This window comes from Pelagibius sp. 7325, from assembly GCF_037652055.1.
In the GTDB taxonomy this organism is placed as follows: Bacteria; Pseudomonadota; Alphaproteobacteria; order Kiloniellales; family Kiloniellaceae; genus Pelagibius.
Map to the genome: position 1 here is coordinate 608681 of NZ_JBBKAH010000002.1, position 15591 is coordinate 624271.

Genomic DNA, 15591 nt, shown 5'->3' on the forward strand with positions numbered 1-15591 from the left:
CCGAAAAGCCGGCCCGGATGCCGCCATGAAAAGGCGTTACCGAGGCCGCCTGCTGTGCTAAGCAGCGGCCCCATGACGGAACATGAAGATACCAAGCCCGATCCGGTGGCGCTGAAGATCCTGGAGCTGCTGGAGGCCGGCGGTCCCGACCACACGGTGAGCCCCGACGACGTCGCCCGCGCCTTCGCCGAGACCCGGCGCAAGAAGAGCGATCCGCCCGATGTGTGGCGGCGCTACATGAACGCCGTGCGCCAGCAGGCCATTCACCTGGCCCGCGCCGGCCGCATCGTCATCCTGCGCCGCGGCGAGCCGCAGGACCCCCACGCCCCCATCAAGGGCCTCATCCGTCTGGGTCTGCCGCAGGACTGACAGACTTCGGAGCAGCCCCCCGCCGCGCCCTTCGAGACGCGGTCCTCCCGGACCGCTCCTCAGGGTGAGGCGTGCATCCGGATATGCAGCTCGCAGTACGAGATCCGGCGCCTTAAGCGTTTCCACCCAACTCCGGCACCGGCAGGCAGGCCTGGCGGCAGGCGGCGGTGACCGTGTTGGCCAGCAACACGGCAATGGTCATCGGACCGACGCCGCCGGGCACCGGCGTGATGGCGCCGGCCACCGCCGCGGCCTCGTCGAAGGCGACGTCGCCGACCAGGCGCGTCTTGCCGCCCCCCGCGTCGACGCGGTTGATGCCGACGTCGATCACCGTGGCACCGGGCTTCACCCAGTCGCCCTTCACCATCTCCGGCCGGCCGACGGCGGCAATCAGGATATCGGCGCCACGGCACACCGCCGGCAGGTCCCTGGTGCGGCTGTGGGCGATGGTAACGGTGCAGCTCTCCGCCAGCAGCAGCTGGGCCATCGGCTTGCCGACGATGTTGGAGCGCCCGACCACCACGGCGTTCATGCCGGAGAGGTCGCCCAGACGGTCCTTCAGCAGCATGAGACAGCCGAGCGGCGTGCAGGGCACCAGAGGCGCCTCGGCGCCTTTGCCTCCGGTCATCAGGCGCCCGGCGTTGATGACGTGGAAGCCGTCGACGTCCTTGTTCGGATCAATGGCGGCGATCACGGTTTGGGTATCGATCTGCGGCGGCAGCGGCAGCTGGACCAGGATGCCGTGCACGGCGGGATCGGCGTTGAGCTCGGCCACCTTGGCCAGCAGGGTCGCCTGGTCGGTGTCGGCGTCCAGCTTGTGCTCGAAGGAGTTCATGCCGGCTTCGACGGTCTGCTTGCCCTTGGAGCGCACGTAGACCTGGCTGGCCGGATCCGCGCCCACCAGCACCACCGCGAGCCCCGGCGTCAGGCCGTGCCCCGCCTTCAGATCCGCGACCGCGGCGGCCACACGGTCCCTGAGACCGGCGGCGAAGGCCTTGCCGTCGATGAGATCCGCCTGCCCGGCGGACTTGCTGGCTGCGCTGCTGGTCAAGACGTCCCTCCGTGAATTTAGGCAGGCGATTCAAGCCGGGCCAGTTCACCCGACCCGGCCCGCCGGCACCCGCCCGAGAGCGCCGCCCTCTAGTCCAGGCCCGCCAGCCCCAGATCATTCAGCCAGCTTTCCAGTTGCCGCCGCAGGTCCTCGGGATCGCCCGCCACCGCCAGGGTCTTGCGGCGGTCCGTGTGGCCGGCCACCAGGCGCAAGGACGACTTCGGCAGCTCCCAGGCCTTGGCCAGCAGTTTGATGAGCGCGGCGTTGGCCTTGCCGTCTTCCGGCGGCTCGGTGACGCGGACCTTCAGTACACGGACGCCGTCGTCCAGCACGGTGAGGCCGTCGACCCTGGCCCGGCTGGCGCCCGGCTGCAGGCGCAGGTCGACCAGCAGGCAATCTTTCCCGGCGCGAAACGGCGAGCCGTCAGAGCCCACTTTGGTAAAGCATGACGAGCACGTTCTGGAGCACCATCTGCAGGAAATAGATGATGAGAATCAAAATGATGGGGGAGATGTCGATGCCGCCGAGGTTGGGCATGAAGCGGCGGATCGGCCTGAGCGCCGGCTCGGTAATGCGCCACAGGAACTCGCCGATCATGGAGACGACCTGGTTGCGCGTGTTGATGACCCCGAAATGCACCAGCCAGGAGAGGATGGCCGAGGCGATGACCAGGTAGACATAGATCGACAGCGCGAGGCTGAGAATGCGGATAAGCGGATCCAGAATGATCATCGGCCGGCCTTGCCACCCTGTTGTCTTGGGGAATCGAAAGACTTCGGAAATCAGTGGCCGCTACCCTACCCAGCGCCAGGGCCGGAGACAAGCGGCCGAGGTGGCCGGAAAAAGCCCGGATAGTGCGGGGATTTGGCGACAAATCACGGGGTTAACGCCCCGCTTGACAGGACCGGGCCTTGTCCACATTATCCGCCCGCTTGTGGCCGGTTTGCGAAAGCACCGTCCGCTTGCGGTTCCCATGCCGGGGCTTCGCCCCAGGCACGCAGCTTGTGGGGCTGTAGCTCAGATGGGAGAGCGTCGCGTTCGCAATGCGAAGGTCAGGGGTTCGATTCCCCTCAGCTCCACCACTTTCCTCTCCTGTAGGTAATCGCTAGTTTCTGCGCGTTTCTCGCTGAAGATTGCGCAAATTAACGATCTATTAATAAGCTCATCGAAATCACGCTACACCCGACTTAGAACGCTCTACACATCAGCCATGGTCGAGCAGCGCTGGCTAGGGGACCCTATCCCCTTTTTACTGCACCCCTGAGAGCTCGGGGCAGGACAACTTCCACACTTGCACGCTGATTCTGGTCGCACCCGCCGCGGTCGCGAGGGTTTCGGCTCGGCTCAACCTGGAATAATATTCAGGAACAATGGCTGAGTGGATCGATTCACTTTAGTCGATTGCGCATTTCTACGTGGAAAAGGTACGAAAAGAACCCGATGCAGACTGTCCAATGGGTGTCCCAAGAAGCAAACTTCCTCCCCGTCCAAGTAGTATCTTGCGGCCTCCCAGGACTAGTGACAGGGCACTCAGTCGGTGCCACACGCTTGGTTAACATGCCGGTCCAGTGCGCCATGTCGGAAGCATTCAGGCCTCTGGGCTTCCACGCGGCCCTCGCCTCACCGAAACGACAAGATCAACATATTGCCCTTCCGGAGCAGCCGACGGCTACCGGAGACCGGAAGAACAACGCTGAGGGAGCCCGCTGATGCTTGGCCTGAATCTACGACAAGAGTTCAAAGGACGCCGCCTGAAGGGCACGGCGATTGAACTCTCCAACGAGGCAAACACGGGTGCAACACAGGTATCGGCCCAGGATTTTCTTGAGATTACCTATCCCACCCACGACTTGCTGAAAGGGATAGAGGCCGTTGGGCCGAACCAGGGCAGGCCCGTGGTCGTGATCGGTGAGCGAGGCCTCGGCAAGTCTCACCTGATGGCCGCTCTTTATCACACTGTTAGTGATCCTTCCTCAACGGCAGCCTGGCTGAACAACTGGTCCAGCACACTCGGCGACCCTCATATCAGTGGCATCCAATTGCGCAATGGAATGTTGGTCATAGGCGAGAGCTTGCACCGACAGCGTTACAAGTTTCTCTGGGACCTGCTGTTCGAGCGTCATCCTCATGGGACCTACATCAAGGGAAAATGGGAAGGGATGGGTAGTGCCCAGACCGACATCCCGTCCGATCAGCTCATCCTTGAAATGCTGCGACACACGCCGACGATGTTGCTGCTCGACGAGTTTCAGACTTGGTATGACGGCCTCACGAACACCAAGCAATATCCTTGGAAAAATTGGGCCTTCAATTTCATCCAGATTCTGTCGGAAATCGCCAAGGAGCACCCTGATCTCCTTGTCCTTGTCGTGTCTGTTCGCAACGGTGACACGGACGCCTACCAGCAAATACATCGCGTCAATCCTGTCCAAATTGACTTCAAGGCTGGTGGCAGCCCCGAACGTATTCAGCACGACCGTAGGCGAATGCTGCTCCACAGGTTGTTTGAAAATCGCCTTCAGATTTCGCCGGCATCAATCGAAGGGCTGCTCGACAGCCATGTATCCGAATACTTCCGGCATCTTGGAACACCTTCTTCCGAACAAGATCGCAAACGGCGGGAATTTGTCGAAGCCTGGCCCTTTGCCCCGCATCTACTCCAGCTCCTTGAAGATCAGGTGCTGGTCGCCACTGATGCTCAGGAAACACGCGATCTGATCCGCATCCTCGCAAACCTGTTCAAAAGCAGAGGAAAAGACACGCCCATCCTGACTTCGGCAGACTTCCGATTGGACGATGACGCTTCCGGAATTGGGGCCTTGCTTGACTCGGTCGCCAACCAGCAGCATCGCACGCTGCGCGACAAGGCACTGCGGAATGTTACTTCGGTCATTGAAGCAGTTCCTGACCATGCGACTAAAGTGCCTCATCTCCAGGAAATCATGGGCGCTCTATGGCTACGGTCGATTGCGGTGGGCAATTTGGCCGGCGCTGAACCCGCAGTGCTCCAGGTGGATGCAACACAAGACAAGGCGATCGACGACAACGCCTTTCAGGTTGAGCTGGCGACCATCGTCGAAAACAGTTTCAACATTCACCAGGATGGCGCGCGTCTTGTTTTCAAGGAAGAAGAAAACCCGCAAGCCAAGGTCATGGCTTCGGCGCGAAACGACAAGCTGTTCACCGACGGTACCGATCTAGCACAGCTGGCGAAAGAGGTCCGATACGTCATTGGCGGCTCGGAAGAGGTTGCAAAGACATTCCGCGTGATCGCTTTGCCACGCAATTGGTGGAGTGATCCTTGGAGTGGCTTGGATGAGAACGAACAACCGGAGAGATGGGACGACCGGTTGCCCATTCTCGTTCTCCCCGAAGAGCCTGATCACCTGAACGAGCGGCTCGGAGCATGGCTCAAAGAGCGCCTGCAAAAACGCCGCAACACCGTGCGTTTCCTCTTGCCCAGAGCGGGAACGTCAAACGCATTCTACGACCGCGATCTCTTGATTCTGGCGCGCGCCGAGATGAAGGCACAGGAATGGGGCGGCCAGAACGCCGAATACCGCAAGCTTCAGGCAAGATATCAGAATGAGTTGCGCGACATTCTCAAAAAGCGGTTCGACAGATTTGCCATCTTGCACCGCTGGAACTTTGCCGAACCGACAAAATGCGAGTTCCATATCGAGACGCTGCGCGAACAGGGAGCCAAAATCCCGGAGGCAATCGAACAGGCTCTCGTGAACGATCTCTTCGTCCCCGAGGATTTTGAGGACTTGGTCGAGGAAGCCGCTGACGAAAACACTTCCGTTGGTAAACTGTTGCGGGAGCTTCAGGAACCTCGACCGGCCGGGCAGGATTGCATCCCTTGGCTCGGCGAGACAGCCATGAAGGAACGCATTGTGCGCATGTGCGCCCGGGGCAAGATCGCGATCAACCTCCGGGGGATGGAGTACCTCCAAACACAGGCGGGCGAAGACGAGGAGGCCGCCTGGAAGCGCTTGCGGCCGAAAATGGCCTATACGGGACGGCAGCTGGACGAGGTCTTCCTGCTTCAGCCTTCAGCCGCTCCATCCACCGGCGGCTCTACACCTCCAACGCCGCCGGCCGGCGATCCGGTCACTGGCGGTGGCATCTTTGGAGGCAACCCATCTCCGACACCTCCTGCGGAGGGGGGAGACACGCCACCGAACCCAGACCCAACGCAAACTGGCAGTGGAATCTTCGGAGGCGGAGGATCAAGCGGCCCGCGAACGACCCTGTCCAATCCGGCAACCTCACCACTCAACCTTATTGGCAAGATTGAGGGCTGGGGCATAGGACCGGCAACGCCTATCAAAGAAGTGACCCTGAAGGTCCCCGCTGCAACGGGTGCGCAGCTCAAGGAACTTTTGAAGAAGCTGCCTGACGGAATGACCTTCGAGCTGTCTCTCGACAAGGAGGACAGTTGATGGCGCTCGACACCAATCAGCTTCGGGAATTAACGACCGCGGTGTCCGCGGATGCTTGGCGCTCTATCATTGAAAGCACAATCGCACTCTGCGCAGGGCCGCTGTCGCCGAACAGTGCCCCCGGTCAGGTGACGAAACGGGACCGCGCCGTTGGCACATTGGATCATTTCCTGTCGGCGGGCGCCTGGGATCTGTGGGAGTCTTTTGGGGGCGATGTCAAACGCAATGCCGACCAGCTAGCCGATTGGTGGAAGGAGCCTTACAGCGCCAAGGCAATCCTCATCCTCGATGGGCTGAGCCTGCGTGAACTACCTTGGCTCGCTGAGGGCGCAAAAGAACGCGGCTTCACCCTTCACAAAGCAACGGCCTATGGCGCGGAGACACCCAGCGAAACGAACGCCTTCGCCCGCGCCTTGGGCTTCAACAGCCGCAGCCAATTGCAAAACAATGGCGGCGGCGGTTCCCACCGCCTTACCCCCTGCAAGACGGAATGCGTTGACCTGCCTTGGGCCGATTGTGCCGGCCTCATTGACGCCTCCCCCAATTGGGTGTTTTGGCACCAATGGCCTGACAGCAAGTTGCACGACGGCTCGGGAGCGGGGCAAGGTTTGGATACCCTTACCCGTGACATCGCCACACAGCTGACCAGCGACGATTTCTGGAACTTCGTTGAGCGTCTGGCAATGGGCCGCCGATTGGTCATCACGTCGGATCATGGGTATGCCGCAACGGGCCTGTTTTTCGACGCTGCTGACGAACAGGCTGCGTTCCTCAAGAGCACGCTGAAAAGTGGACGCCTTGTCCCGGGCGCGCATGACCCCGGACCTTTCGTGCCGCCTGTCGCCTTACAGGCGAACAGCCCGCACGGGCAACATCTCCTCGCCGTCGGCCGGTGGAAATGGAAAAGCCAGGGCGGTTACCCAACCTTGGCGCATGGCGGGCTTTCCTTGCTGGAAATGCTGTCGCCCTTTGTAGAATTAACGAAATAAGGAAAGCCGTGCATGGCCACGAAGAAGGAACTCATCGCCCAGGAAGTGGCACGCGCGGTCGGCGCCGGCAAAGCAGTAGCGATGGAAACGGTGGATTTCAGCGATCCAAACCGCCCGAAGACCTGCCTTGAAGTGGATTTTCCCATCCTGCCCGTCAACCAGGTGGCGGTTATCGAGGGCAACGCGGGCAAGCCAATCTACCAGATGTCCAAGTGGTGGGCACGCCGCCGGTCGAGCGTATTCCGCTCAATGCTGATAGCGGCCGCGACGAAGGCTCCCGACGACCCGTCGTTGGCTGCCAAACTGGTCTGGGACAACTACTACGCCAACCACCAGAAGAAAGGCGCCTTCAAGAATCTCAAGGTGGCTGACATCTTCATGGGCGGAGGAACGACGCTGGTGGAGGGTTCGCGCCTTGGGATGCAGATGTCCGGTAACGACCTCAATCCTGTGGCGTGGTTCGTCGTCAAACAGGAATTGGCCGATGTCGATCTGGACGCGGTGAAGCGCCTGCTGGCCGATATCGAGGCCGAGGTTAAGCCCCAGATCATGCCGTTCTACTACTGCGACGGGCCAAACGGTGAAAAAGGCATCTGGACGCACAAGCCGAGCGGCAAGGTGATGGGTGCTGGTTTCGATCCGCTGGCGCTGAAGCCCGAAGAGCGGAAGGAATACAGCTACGAGGGGCCTGAAATCATCTACACGTTCTGGGCTAAGCATGGCCCCTGTCAGGTGACGGGTTGCGGCCACCGCACACCGATCATGACCAATCCAGTCATGGCCGTGAAATCCCTGACCGTGAAGCATTGGGAACACACCTGCGCGTCCTGCGGTACCGAATTCGATATCGAAGATGCTGAAGCTCGCATGGCGCCAGACGTACCGCTCTACGTCGCACCAGATGAGAAGCCCTATTCCGTCATCGACCCGAAACGGGGCGTCCTTTGCCCCAGCTGTGGCCACACCGCGATGCTCAAGCTCGGCAAAGGCAAGAACAAAAAGGTCGAACTCTCGCTGCTCGTACATCCCGAATGGCTGGCGGGAAGCCCGAAGTCAGCCCCGGACGGAGCCGACTTCGGCGGAGCGGCGCAAGACAACGCGGCATCGACATCCGCATGGAACTCCGAACGGGCGCGCCACATCCGACTACTGGAGGTACGCGGTAAGCTTCCCGAGATGGTCACTTGCCCAGAATCCAAAGTGATCTTTCCGACCGGCAAGGAGGGCGGAACAGTTCCCAAGCGCTCTACCTTCACCTGTGGAGCCTGCGGTACGCAGCAAGATGTTCTGACTGCAATTCGACCGACCAAAAAGACCGGCCCTTGCGCTGGCTACGCCATTCAAGGCTTCTCGCCGGCTCGAAAGAGCGGTGGCTATTCCTATGGCGGACGTTTTTTTGCTGCGTTTGATGAAAGTCTTGCGCGCCAAGAATCTGCTGCAGAAGCCGAGTGGGAGGCACGAAAGGAACAGGACCTACGAGACTTCTGGCCGAAGAGCGAAGTGCCGTATGGATTTATGACCTCGTTGAATAACGGCGGAATCCCAAATCATGGCTTCACGCATTGGTGGACCATGTTCAACAGCCGTCAGATGCTGGTCTTGTCACAGCTACTGAAGGCAATCGTCAACTGCGGGAAGTACGATTGGCAGACTCGTGAATACGTCCTTGGCGCATTCCAGCAGTACATTCGAAACCAAAATATGTTTTGTTTTTGGGACATCGGATACGACAAACTCGTTCCGCATATGAGTAACAATAACTACCATCCAAAATCGAACATTGTTGAGAACTGCGTCTTTGGTAACCTCGGTCGAGGCAACTGGCTTTCTTGCGCTGAAACGATCGAGGCAGGGCGAGAGTGGTCTGAACATCCGTGGGAAGCAGTTAACGCAGACACACTTTCTGCCTCTCACCCAGTTATCGCCGAGCAAATATCTGGAAAGAGCGAAAAGGTATTCCCTGGCGATCCAGTCAGAGAAACCGAGATATTTCAAGGATCATCGACTGAACTTCGTCAATATGCCGACAACTCGATTGACCTAGTTATTACCGACCCGCCCTTCGGAGGGCTTCTTCACTATTCTGAACTCGCAGACTTTTTCCATGTGTGGCTCCGTCTGGCCCTGAAAGACAGGTATCCAGAATATTTTGGACCCGAATTTACTCCAAAATCTATGGAAGCCGTATCAAACAGAGCCCGAGAACCCGAAGATCCCGATGGCTTCTATCAACGGCTTCTCACTGCATGCTGGCAGGAGGCCAATCGAGTTCTAAAACCTAGCGGCATGCTCGCGTTTACGTTTCATCACAGCGAGGACGCACCTTGGGTTTCGGTTCTCGAATCTCTGTTCGAAGCTGGATTTTTCCTTGAAGCCACCTACCCGATCCGTTCGGATGAAACGAAGGGAGAGGGTAGCAGGCCAGGCACTTTCGGCTCCCAGCAGATCGAGTACGACATCGTTCATGTCTGCCGGAAGCGAACCGAAGAGCCTAAATCAGTCAGCTGGGGTCGCATGCGGCGCGAGGTACTCGCCGACGTGCGCCAGCTCCAGGGGTTGCTTGAAAATCATGCCCGTGCCGGCCTTCCTGCAGCGGACCTCCAGGTCATCAGGCGCGGCAAGGCGCTTGAGTATTTCTCGCGGCACTATGGCAAGGTCTATGTGGACGAAGGCCGTCCGATATCGGTGAAAGATGCTCTTGTCGGCATCAACCAACTGATTGACGAGGATAGCAATAAGTCGGTCGAACCGCCGCCCGTCAACGCGGAGCCGATAACTCGCCAGTTCTTGCGCATTTTCGACGGCAAGCCCGAGCTGGCCCGCGACCAAATGCAGAAAATGCTGCGCGGCTCCGGTATCGCCCCGGACGAATTTGTGAACCGCGGTTGGGTATATGAGGAAAAGAAGATCTTCTACGTGGCCGATCCCCTAGCCATTGCACAAGATTGGCAGGGCCGGCACCGGCGGCGACTGACAGCGGATCTCGATCAGGCGCTAGTTCTGACAGGTGCTTGCTATGACGGCAGCGGCATCAACGCTTCAGACACGCTGAAGAACGAAAACTTCAAGCCGCATCCGGCATTGAAAGGGTTGCTGGAATGGCTGAGCAGACGCGGCCAGACCCAACCGATGCGAAATGCGTCCTCGCGGGCACTGACCATCTACAACAACTGGGCTGCAAGCCACAAAGAAGAAGTGGCGCAGATGTCGCTGTTCCTGGAGGACTGAGCATGAAGCAGTTGCTCGATAGTGTTTGGCAGCGGCGCGGCATTAGCTGGATTTGGGACGACGAGGCACTTGCCGCCGTCACCAAACCGTCGGAGGTCTTCAGCCTACGCCAATTGATGCGCGCAGCAAAAGATTGGCCCGACGACCTGCCGAGCAATGGAGGAAACACGTTGATCGTGGCCGGCCTAGATGCCTGCCTCGACCTCCTAACCCCCTCCGACGCCGACAACTGGCTAGGAAGCGAATTAAAATCGGCCATCCTCTCTTTCCAGGACGCCTATTCAGGTGAAGCAGCGCTGATCTTTTGGCTACCGAAGAGTGAACGGCGCATCCATACCGACATGGCGACCGATGCCATTCGCTGGCGCTGCGCCGCTCCGCATTCGAACGAGAATATCGAGTTTGGCCGCATCCTATGGGGCGAGGCTCGCGAGTACCCGCAAGAAATTATCATGTCCGAGGGGGGCAAGCCGGTCGGTCTGTTCCATCTGCGAATTACCTGAGGCAACCAGATGGAGAGCATTTCCTTTACCCCAGGCGAACGGATCACACACCCGGAGTTCGGTGCCGGTGTTGTACTGGATACGCCGCGCGATGGTTATCTGCGCGCGTTCTTCAGTGTCGGCGAGCGTCGGGTACCGTTGGCCAATATCCAGCGAGAGCTGTCGCGAACCGAGCGCATCTTGCGTTCCGTCGAAGGAACGCCCGAGCGGCTCCGCAATGTCTGGCTTTCTTACGAAGCCCATGCACTGCCAGTTATGGAAAGCGCATCGGCGCTCACCTCTGCACGTATTGACCTCCTGCCCCACCAGGTCGTATTGACGCATCGCATTGCAACGGCATCGCCCCGCCGTTTCCTGATCGCGGACGAGGTGGGCCTCGGCAAGACGATTGAAACCGCGTTGATCCTCCGGGAACTCGCCAGCCGGGGCGAACTGGACCGGGCGCTGATGGTTGTTCCGGCCGGGTTGGTCAACAACTGGCACCGGGAGCTGAATGACGTCTTCAACCTTGATTTCGAGGTATTCGGTTCCGAAGGAGACATCACCGACCGTAAGACAAACGCCTTCGCCAAGCATGACCGACTGATTGCCAGCATCGACACGCTCAAACGTCCGGCCCGCATCAAACGTCTGCTCGAAGCACCCCGGTGGGACTTGGTGGTGTTCGATGAAGCCCATCACCTCACCGCGTACCGTGTCGGCGGAAAGGTTCGTAAAACAGAAAACTACAAGCTCGGCGAAGCGCTGAAGGAGCACACGCGCGACCTGATCCTGCTCTCCGCAACTCCGCATCAGGGCAACCACTTCCAGTTCTGGATGCTGGTTCAGCTACTCAACCCCACCCTTTTCGGCAGCCCAGAGGAGATGATCGAGAACCGGCACCGGTTGAACACCGTCATGTTCCGCCGCACTAAGGCAGATGCCTGCCGGCCTGACGGAGAACCGTTGTTTGCCCGCCGCTGGGTCCATACCGAGTCATTCCTGATGAACGACAGTGAACGGCGGTTTTATGAGAAACTGCGGGAATATCTCGAAGATGGTTTCGATCTCGCCAAGCGACAGGGCAACCAGGGTCGTGCCCTCGGCTTCTTGATGGCGATCTTCCAAAAGATCGCCGCATCGAGCTTCGCCGCGGTGTGTCGGACACTAAGGAGGCGGATGCTCATGCTCACCCTGCACGAGGCGCTTCTTCGCGACCGGGAGCTAGACATCGAGGGGCGAGAGCGGTTGTACGATGAAGCTCGGGAGCTGATCCACGCCGAATGGAATCTCGGCAGAGACCCGATTGGTCGAACAGAAGTCGATCGCGTTATGGCTGACCTCAAGTACCGGCTTGCAAAGAAGCTGGACGAGGAGGCGCTCGAAATGGCGTCGGATCCCTACGGCAGCGAATTTGCCTCTTCGCACATGGAAGACGCTGCATCTGCTGCCGTGGATCTTCATCTGCCGGAGGAACGCCTGCGCATCGCGGAGCTGCTCTCCATGTCCCCCGAACAACGGGAGACCAAGGCGCAGAAACTGCTCGATGGGCTTGGCACGCTATGGCGGCAGAATCCGAACGAGAAGATCGTGATATTCGCGACCTATCTCGGAACCGTTGAATTGCTGGCCAGAGAAATCGAAGAAGTCTATCCGGGTCAGGGCGTCGTCGTACTTCGGGGCGGAGACCACGGGGCTAAGGTCGCTGCCGAACGGCGCTTCAAGATGAAGGACGGGCCGCGCGTGCTCGTCTGCACCGCCGCGGGCCGGGAAGGCATAAACCTCCAGTTCTCGCGCGTCCTGTTCAATTTCGACTTGCCTTGGAATCCGATGGACATGGAACAGCGCATCGGACGCATCCATCGGTATGGGCAAGCGCATACGGCGCAGGTCTACAATTTGGTGCTTTCTGACACCATTGAGGGCCGTATCTTTCTCCTTCTCGACGACAAGCTGACTGAGATCGCCAGAACGCTGGGCAAGGTCGATGACCAAGGGAACATTGCCGAAGACCTCCGCTCCCAGATTCTCGGGCAGCTTTCAGAGCGGCTGAACTATGACCGACTCTATCAGGAAGCACTATCCGATCCTGAACTGAAGCGGACGGCCGTCGAGTTGGAGGCGGCATTGTCCAATGCGCGGGAAGCGCGAGAGGTTGTCTTTGACCTGTTTCAGGACTTGGATGGATTCAGTCTCGACGATTACAAACCATTCTCCGACATTTCGTCGAGCATGGCGAGGCTGGTGAACTTCCTCGCGGCCGCCCTAAGCGAACACAATCAGCGCCTCCACAAGATGGATGACGAAACCTACGAGATGATCAGTGAGGAAACCGAAAGAAGGAAGCGGTTCACACTGGACCGAGACACCGCGACCTCCACAGATAACATCGACCTGATGGGCCTTGATCACCCTCTGGTACAGGATGAACTCGGGAGATGGCGAAGCCTGCCACCCGAAGGTCTAGGAGCTGTGGCGCGGGGGGAAGGCAACGGAACAATACTCCTGTCGTTCTGGTTTGTAGAAGTGTCGGCGGGAAGCGGAGAGCGGCGCGTTGCCCTTCAAACCATTGCAGTCGGTACGGATGGCATTCGCGTTCCTGCCGTCGAGAGGCAAGCGAACCACTACCTGCAGGCCAAACCGGCCTTGCCAAAGCTGACTGAGGAAGAACGTCTAACTCTTTTCACGACGGCCGTAGAGCCCACATTGCAACGCGAGCTGAAGCACAAGGGTGCCGCCAATGGAGACGGCAGCTACTCGGCCGAGCTGATCGGATATGTTGAGATAGTTTGACAGAGAATATGCCAGAGATAGGTATATGAGAGTTGCAATTGGATAGGCTCCCACTTGATTTCAGGAACGCGCGCGATCCGACCAGCATAGCACCAAGTCTAAGAACTGCTCATCATCTCGCCATTCAAGATTGCTATCTTCAATAGTGAGTTTTCTGCGTTTCTGGAAGCGCGCTCGGCATTCCCTGTCTGCTCTACGAAGAGATTCCAGAAAGGGACCAATTTCTGGACGCCGTCTACCTAGAACAAGCAATCAGGTATGGCGAACGGGCACTACATTCTCTCATTTAAAAATCGGTCGTTGAGAACGAACCTGATGCTGTCACATTGTCCCGGATCGCCTTCTAATTGACTATGCACACAAGTTGCAGCTCCTAAGTGCCCACATGTTGAATGCAGCCGACTATCTCATTTGCTTGCACCGGAGTGTCTAGGAGAAATCCGTAACCGTGATCATAAAAGGGAGGAGGGAAGATGGCGTGTGTGTTGAGCATGTCCCCATCTCCTAGCCACGCCAATGCGTTTCGCAAATCGATCCGAATAATATCTGCCGTCTGCGCGTTATAGTCGAGAGGCCTCATGTCTCCTTTCGCTCGCATTCGAAACAGCACACCGTGTTGTGCGTGGGGCCTGAGGAACAAAGAGGGTGCAGCCACCCGGAGATCTACCAGCTCCGTTCGGCTTCCTCTCCACAATCCCGGAATGAAAGGGTCACTTGGAACAGTGTCGGCGGCGACGAGTAGGATAAAGGCGAATGGAACTGACTCATCGGCGGGGTTCCGACGCTCGAAATGCAGAAATCGGTCATGGGTGCCACTCACCAAAGCTCTATGACAGGCAAACCAGAGTGCAACCCAAACGTTGTCGACTAGGTCAATCCAACTGGTATTGAGCCCATAGTGCTGCATCAGCGGCTCATGTGCCGCTGGCGGAACCTTGTCAAATATGGGGTTGGCTTTAGCAATCAACCGACAGCAGGTATTTATTGCTCCTATTCTGTCGGACTGTGTTTTGGGATTTGATACTCCTCGAAACAATGCTGGCGCAAGTCCCTTGTACAATCGACGTTGGCCACGAAAGAATACCGCCTCCTGCTGAATGCCGCGCACATACTTCAGATATCCGGAAGCCTGCGTTAGAGCGTGCGGTGTAGTGACATGAAACACACGAGTGCCAGTTGTTTCGTCAACTTGACGACTACAGCCATCAATATATAGCTTTTCCAGAGTTTGATCACTCAACGCTGCTCCTCCTTGCCTTACTCTGGCCAAAAGCAATGCATTGGCGCCAACCAATAGCTTTCGGGATCTTGTTCTTCCGGCAATCGATCGAGCACCAAGTCCCGGGGCCATCGGCCAGAGAATCCTTCACGCGCCGCAACGGCCGAGATAATTGCATCGCGCTCATGTTGTGCCAAGTTTGCGTCGTTGATTTGGTAGAGATTAAAGAACTTCTGCTCTGAGGACATAAGGGCCTGCAGCAGAGCTTTCGGATGTGCTTCAGTTATTGGAAGGGCCGGATACCTCTTGCGAAGGCCCTCAGCAAAGACCGCCGCCTGCACAATGGCCGCTTCTCGCAGAGAATTTGCTGCCTGCACTGTACCGCTGTGAATGCTGTATGTTCGCCTCAGCCATTGGTCTGCAAGGCGGTCTCCTGATCTGCCTCGCGACCACCACATTGGAGCATCGATACCTACTGCAGCCGGATGCACCTCCAACCAATCCAAGGCTTCTTGGGCACAGGATAGGCAAGCTGTTTCTATGGCACCATCTTCATGCAACAGCGCTACACCGAAGGCTCCCAGACCGCCCGGGTCAGCGCCCAGCCATGCCGTGCTCATCGAGTGATAACCTTGTTCTGCAGAGTCATTTCTACTCTCCTCGGCAGAGCTGCTCAGTGCGGCTCGTCAACGCGATGGCGCGCGGTTACCCCCACTGAATTGAGGTTTTCGATATTTTCGCTAGCTCCATCTCGCCAACACTGCCGAAAGGAATTCGTTTGGCCGAACCAATTCAAACTGCAAAGCTGTCATAGGCAAGCTCCTAAGTTTTGTTTGGCGGGGTTCGTTTGCGAAGAGCGCAATCGAAGCTTGGCGACCAAGGTCTCCTGGGAGGCCTGAAGAGGCTTGCGCCGCCTTCACCCTTTCGCAGGCAGCAATACAGTTAATCATCCGTAGCATGGGCTCAGAAAAGGCGGTATCGGAGGTCAGGGTGGGCAAGTTGTTTTTCGTCGGAT

General features: G+C 58.3%; 11 protein-coding genes and 1 tRNA gene. 7 read left to right on the plus strand and 5 right to left on the minus strand.

What is annotated here, in order from left to right:
• Positions 1-72: 72 nt before the first annotated feature.
• A complete protein-coding gene (locus WDC82_RS04920; protein ID WP_340116142.1) occupies positions 73-369 on the plus strand; it encodes a DUF3253 domain-containing protein in 297 nt (98 codons plus the stop codon).
• A gap of 112 nt (positions 370-481) precedes the next feature.
• On the opposite strand, the gene folD is transcribed toward WDC82_RS04920, so the two are convergent.
• The 3 genes from folD to WDC82_RS04935 all read right to left on the minus strand — a co-directional run bounded on the left by folD (position 482) and on the right by WDC82_RS04935 (position 2152).
• Entirely contained in the window at positions 482-1420 is a 939-nt protein-coding gene (gene folD, locus WDC82_RS04925) for a bifunctional methylenetetrahydrofolate dehydrogenase/methenyltetrahydrofolate cyclohydrolase FolD (protein WP_340116143.1), read from the minus strand.
• Positions 1421-1509: 89 nt separating this feature from the next.
• Positions 1510-1854, minus strand: coding sequence for a DUF167 domain-containing protein (locus WDC82_RS04930; RefSeq protein WP_340116144.1), 345 nt, complete (start codon positions 1852-1854; stop codon positions 1510-1512).
• A complete protein-coding gene (locus tag WDC82_RS04935) occupies positions 1844-2152 on the minus strand; it encodes a YggT family protein (RefSeq protein ID WP_340116145.1) in 309 nt (102 codons plus the stop codon). The genes WDC82_RS04930 and WDC82_RS04935 overlap by 11 nt, the downstream gene beginning before the upstream one ends.
• A 274-nt stretch (positions 2153-2426) precedes the next feature.
• Between WDC82_RS04935 and WDC82_RS04940 the strand changes: the two genes are divergently transcribed.
• From WDC82_RS04940 to WDC82_RS04965, 6 genes are all read left to right on the plus strand, one after another.
• Positions 2427-2502 (plus strand) — tRNA-Ala (locus tag WDC82_RS04940).
• Positions 2503-3129: 627 nt separating this feature from the next.
• Positions 3130-5865, plus strand: coding sequence for a DUF499 domain-containing protein (locus tag WDC82_RS04945; protein WP_340116146.1), 2736 nt, complete (start codon positions 3130-3132; stop codon positions 5863-5865).
• On the plus strand, positions 5865-6854 hold the full coding sequence (locus WDC82_RS04950) for a hypothetical protein (RefSeq protein ID WP_340116147.1): 990 nt from the start codon (positions 5865-5867) through the stop codon (positions 6852-6854). The genes WDC82_RS04945 and WDC82_RS04950 overlap by 1 nt, the downstream gene beginning before the upstream one ends.
• A gap of 12 nt (positions 6855-6866) precedes the next feature.
• On the plus strand, positions 6867-10082 hold the full coding sequence (locus WDC82_RS04955; protein WP_340116148.1) for a hypothetical protein: 3216 nt from the start codon (positions 6867-6869) through the stop codon (positions 10080-10082).
• A gap of 2 nt (positions 10083-10084) precedes the next feature.
• Positions 10085-10585, plus strand: coding sequence for a hypothetical protein (locus tag WDC82_RS04960; RefSeq protein WP_340116149.1), 501 nt, complete (start codon positions 10085-10087; stop codon positions 10583-10585).
• A gap of 9 nt (positions 10586-10594) precedes the next feature.
• Positions 10595-13357 (plus strand): SNF2-related protein, encoded by a 2763-nt coding sequence (locus tag WDC82_RS04965; protein WP_340116150.1) that lies wholly within the window; start codon positions 10595-10597, stop codon positions 13355-13357.
• Positions 13358-13730: 373 nt separating this feature from the next.
• Here the strand turns inward: WDC82_RS04965 and WDC82_RS04970 are convergent, their stop codons facing one another.
• Both WDC82_RS04970 and WDC82_RS04975 read right to left on the minus strand, forming a co-directional pair.
• Positions 13731-14597 carry an FRG domain-containing protein gene (locus WDC82_RS04970; RefSeq protein WP_340116151.1) on the minus strand — a complete coding sequence of 289 codons (867 nt, stop codon included), beginning with the start codon at positions 14595-14597 and terminating at the stop codon, positions 13731-13733.
• Positions 14598-14614: 17 nt separating this feature from the next.
• Complete coding sequence (locus WDC82_RS04975; RefSeq protein WP_340116152.1) at positions 14615-15196, minus strand: DUF429 domain-containing protein; 582 nt, start codon at positions 15194-15196, stop codon at positions 14615-14617.
• Positions 15197-15591 lie beyond the last annotated feature (395 nt).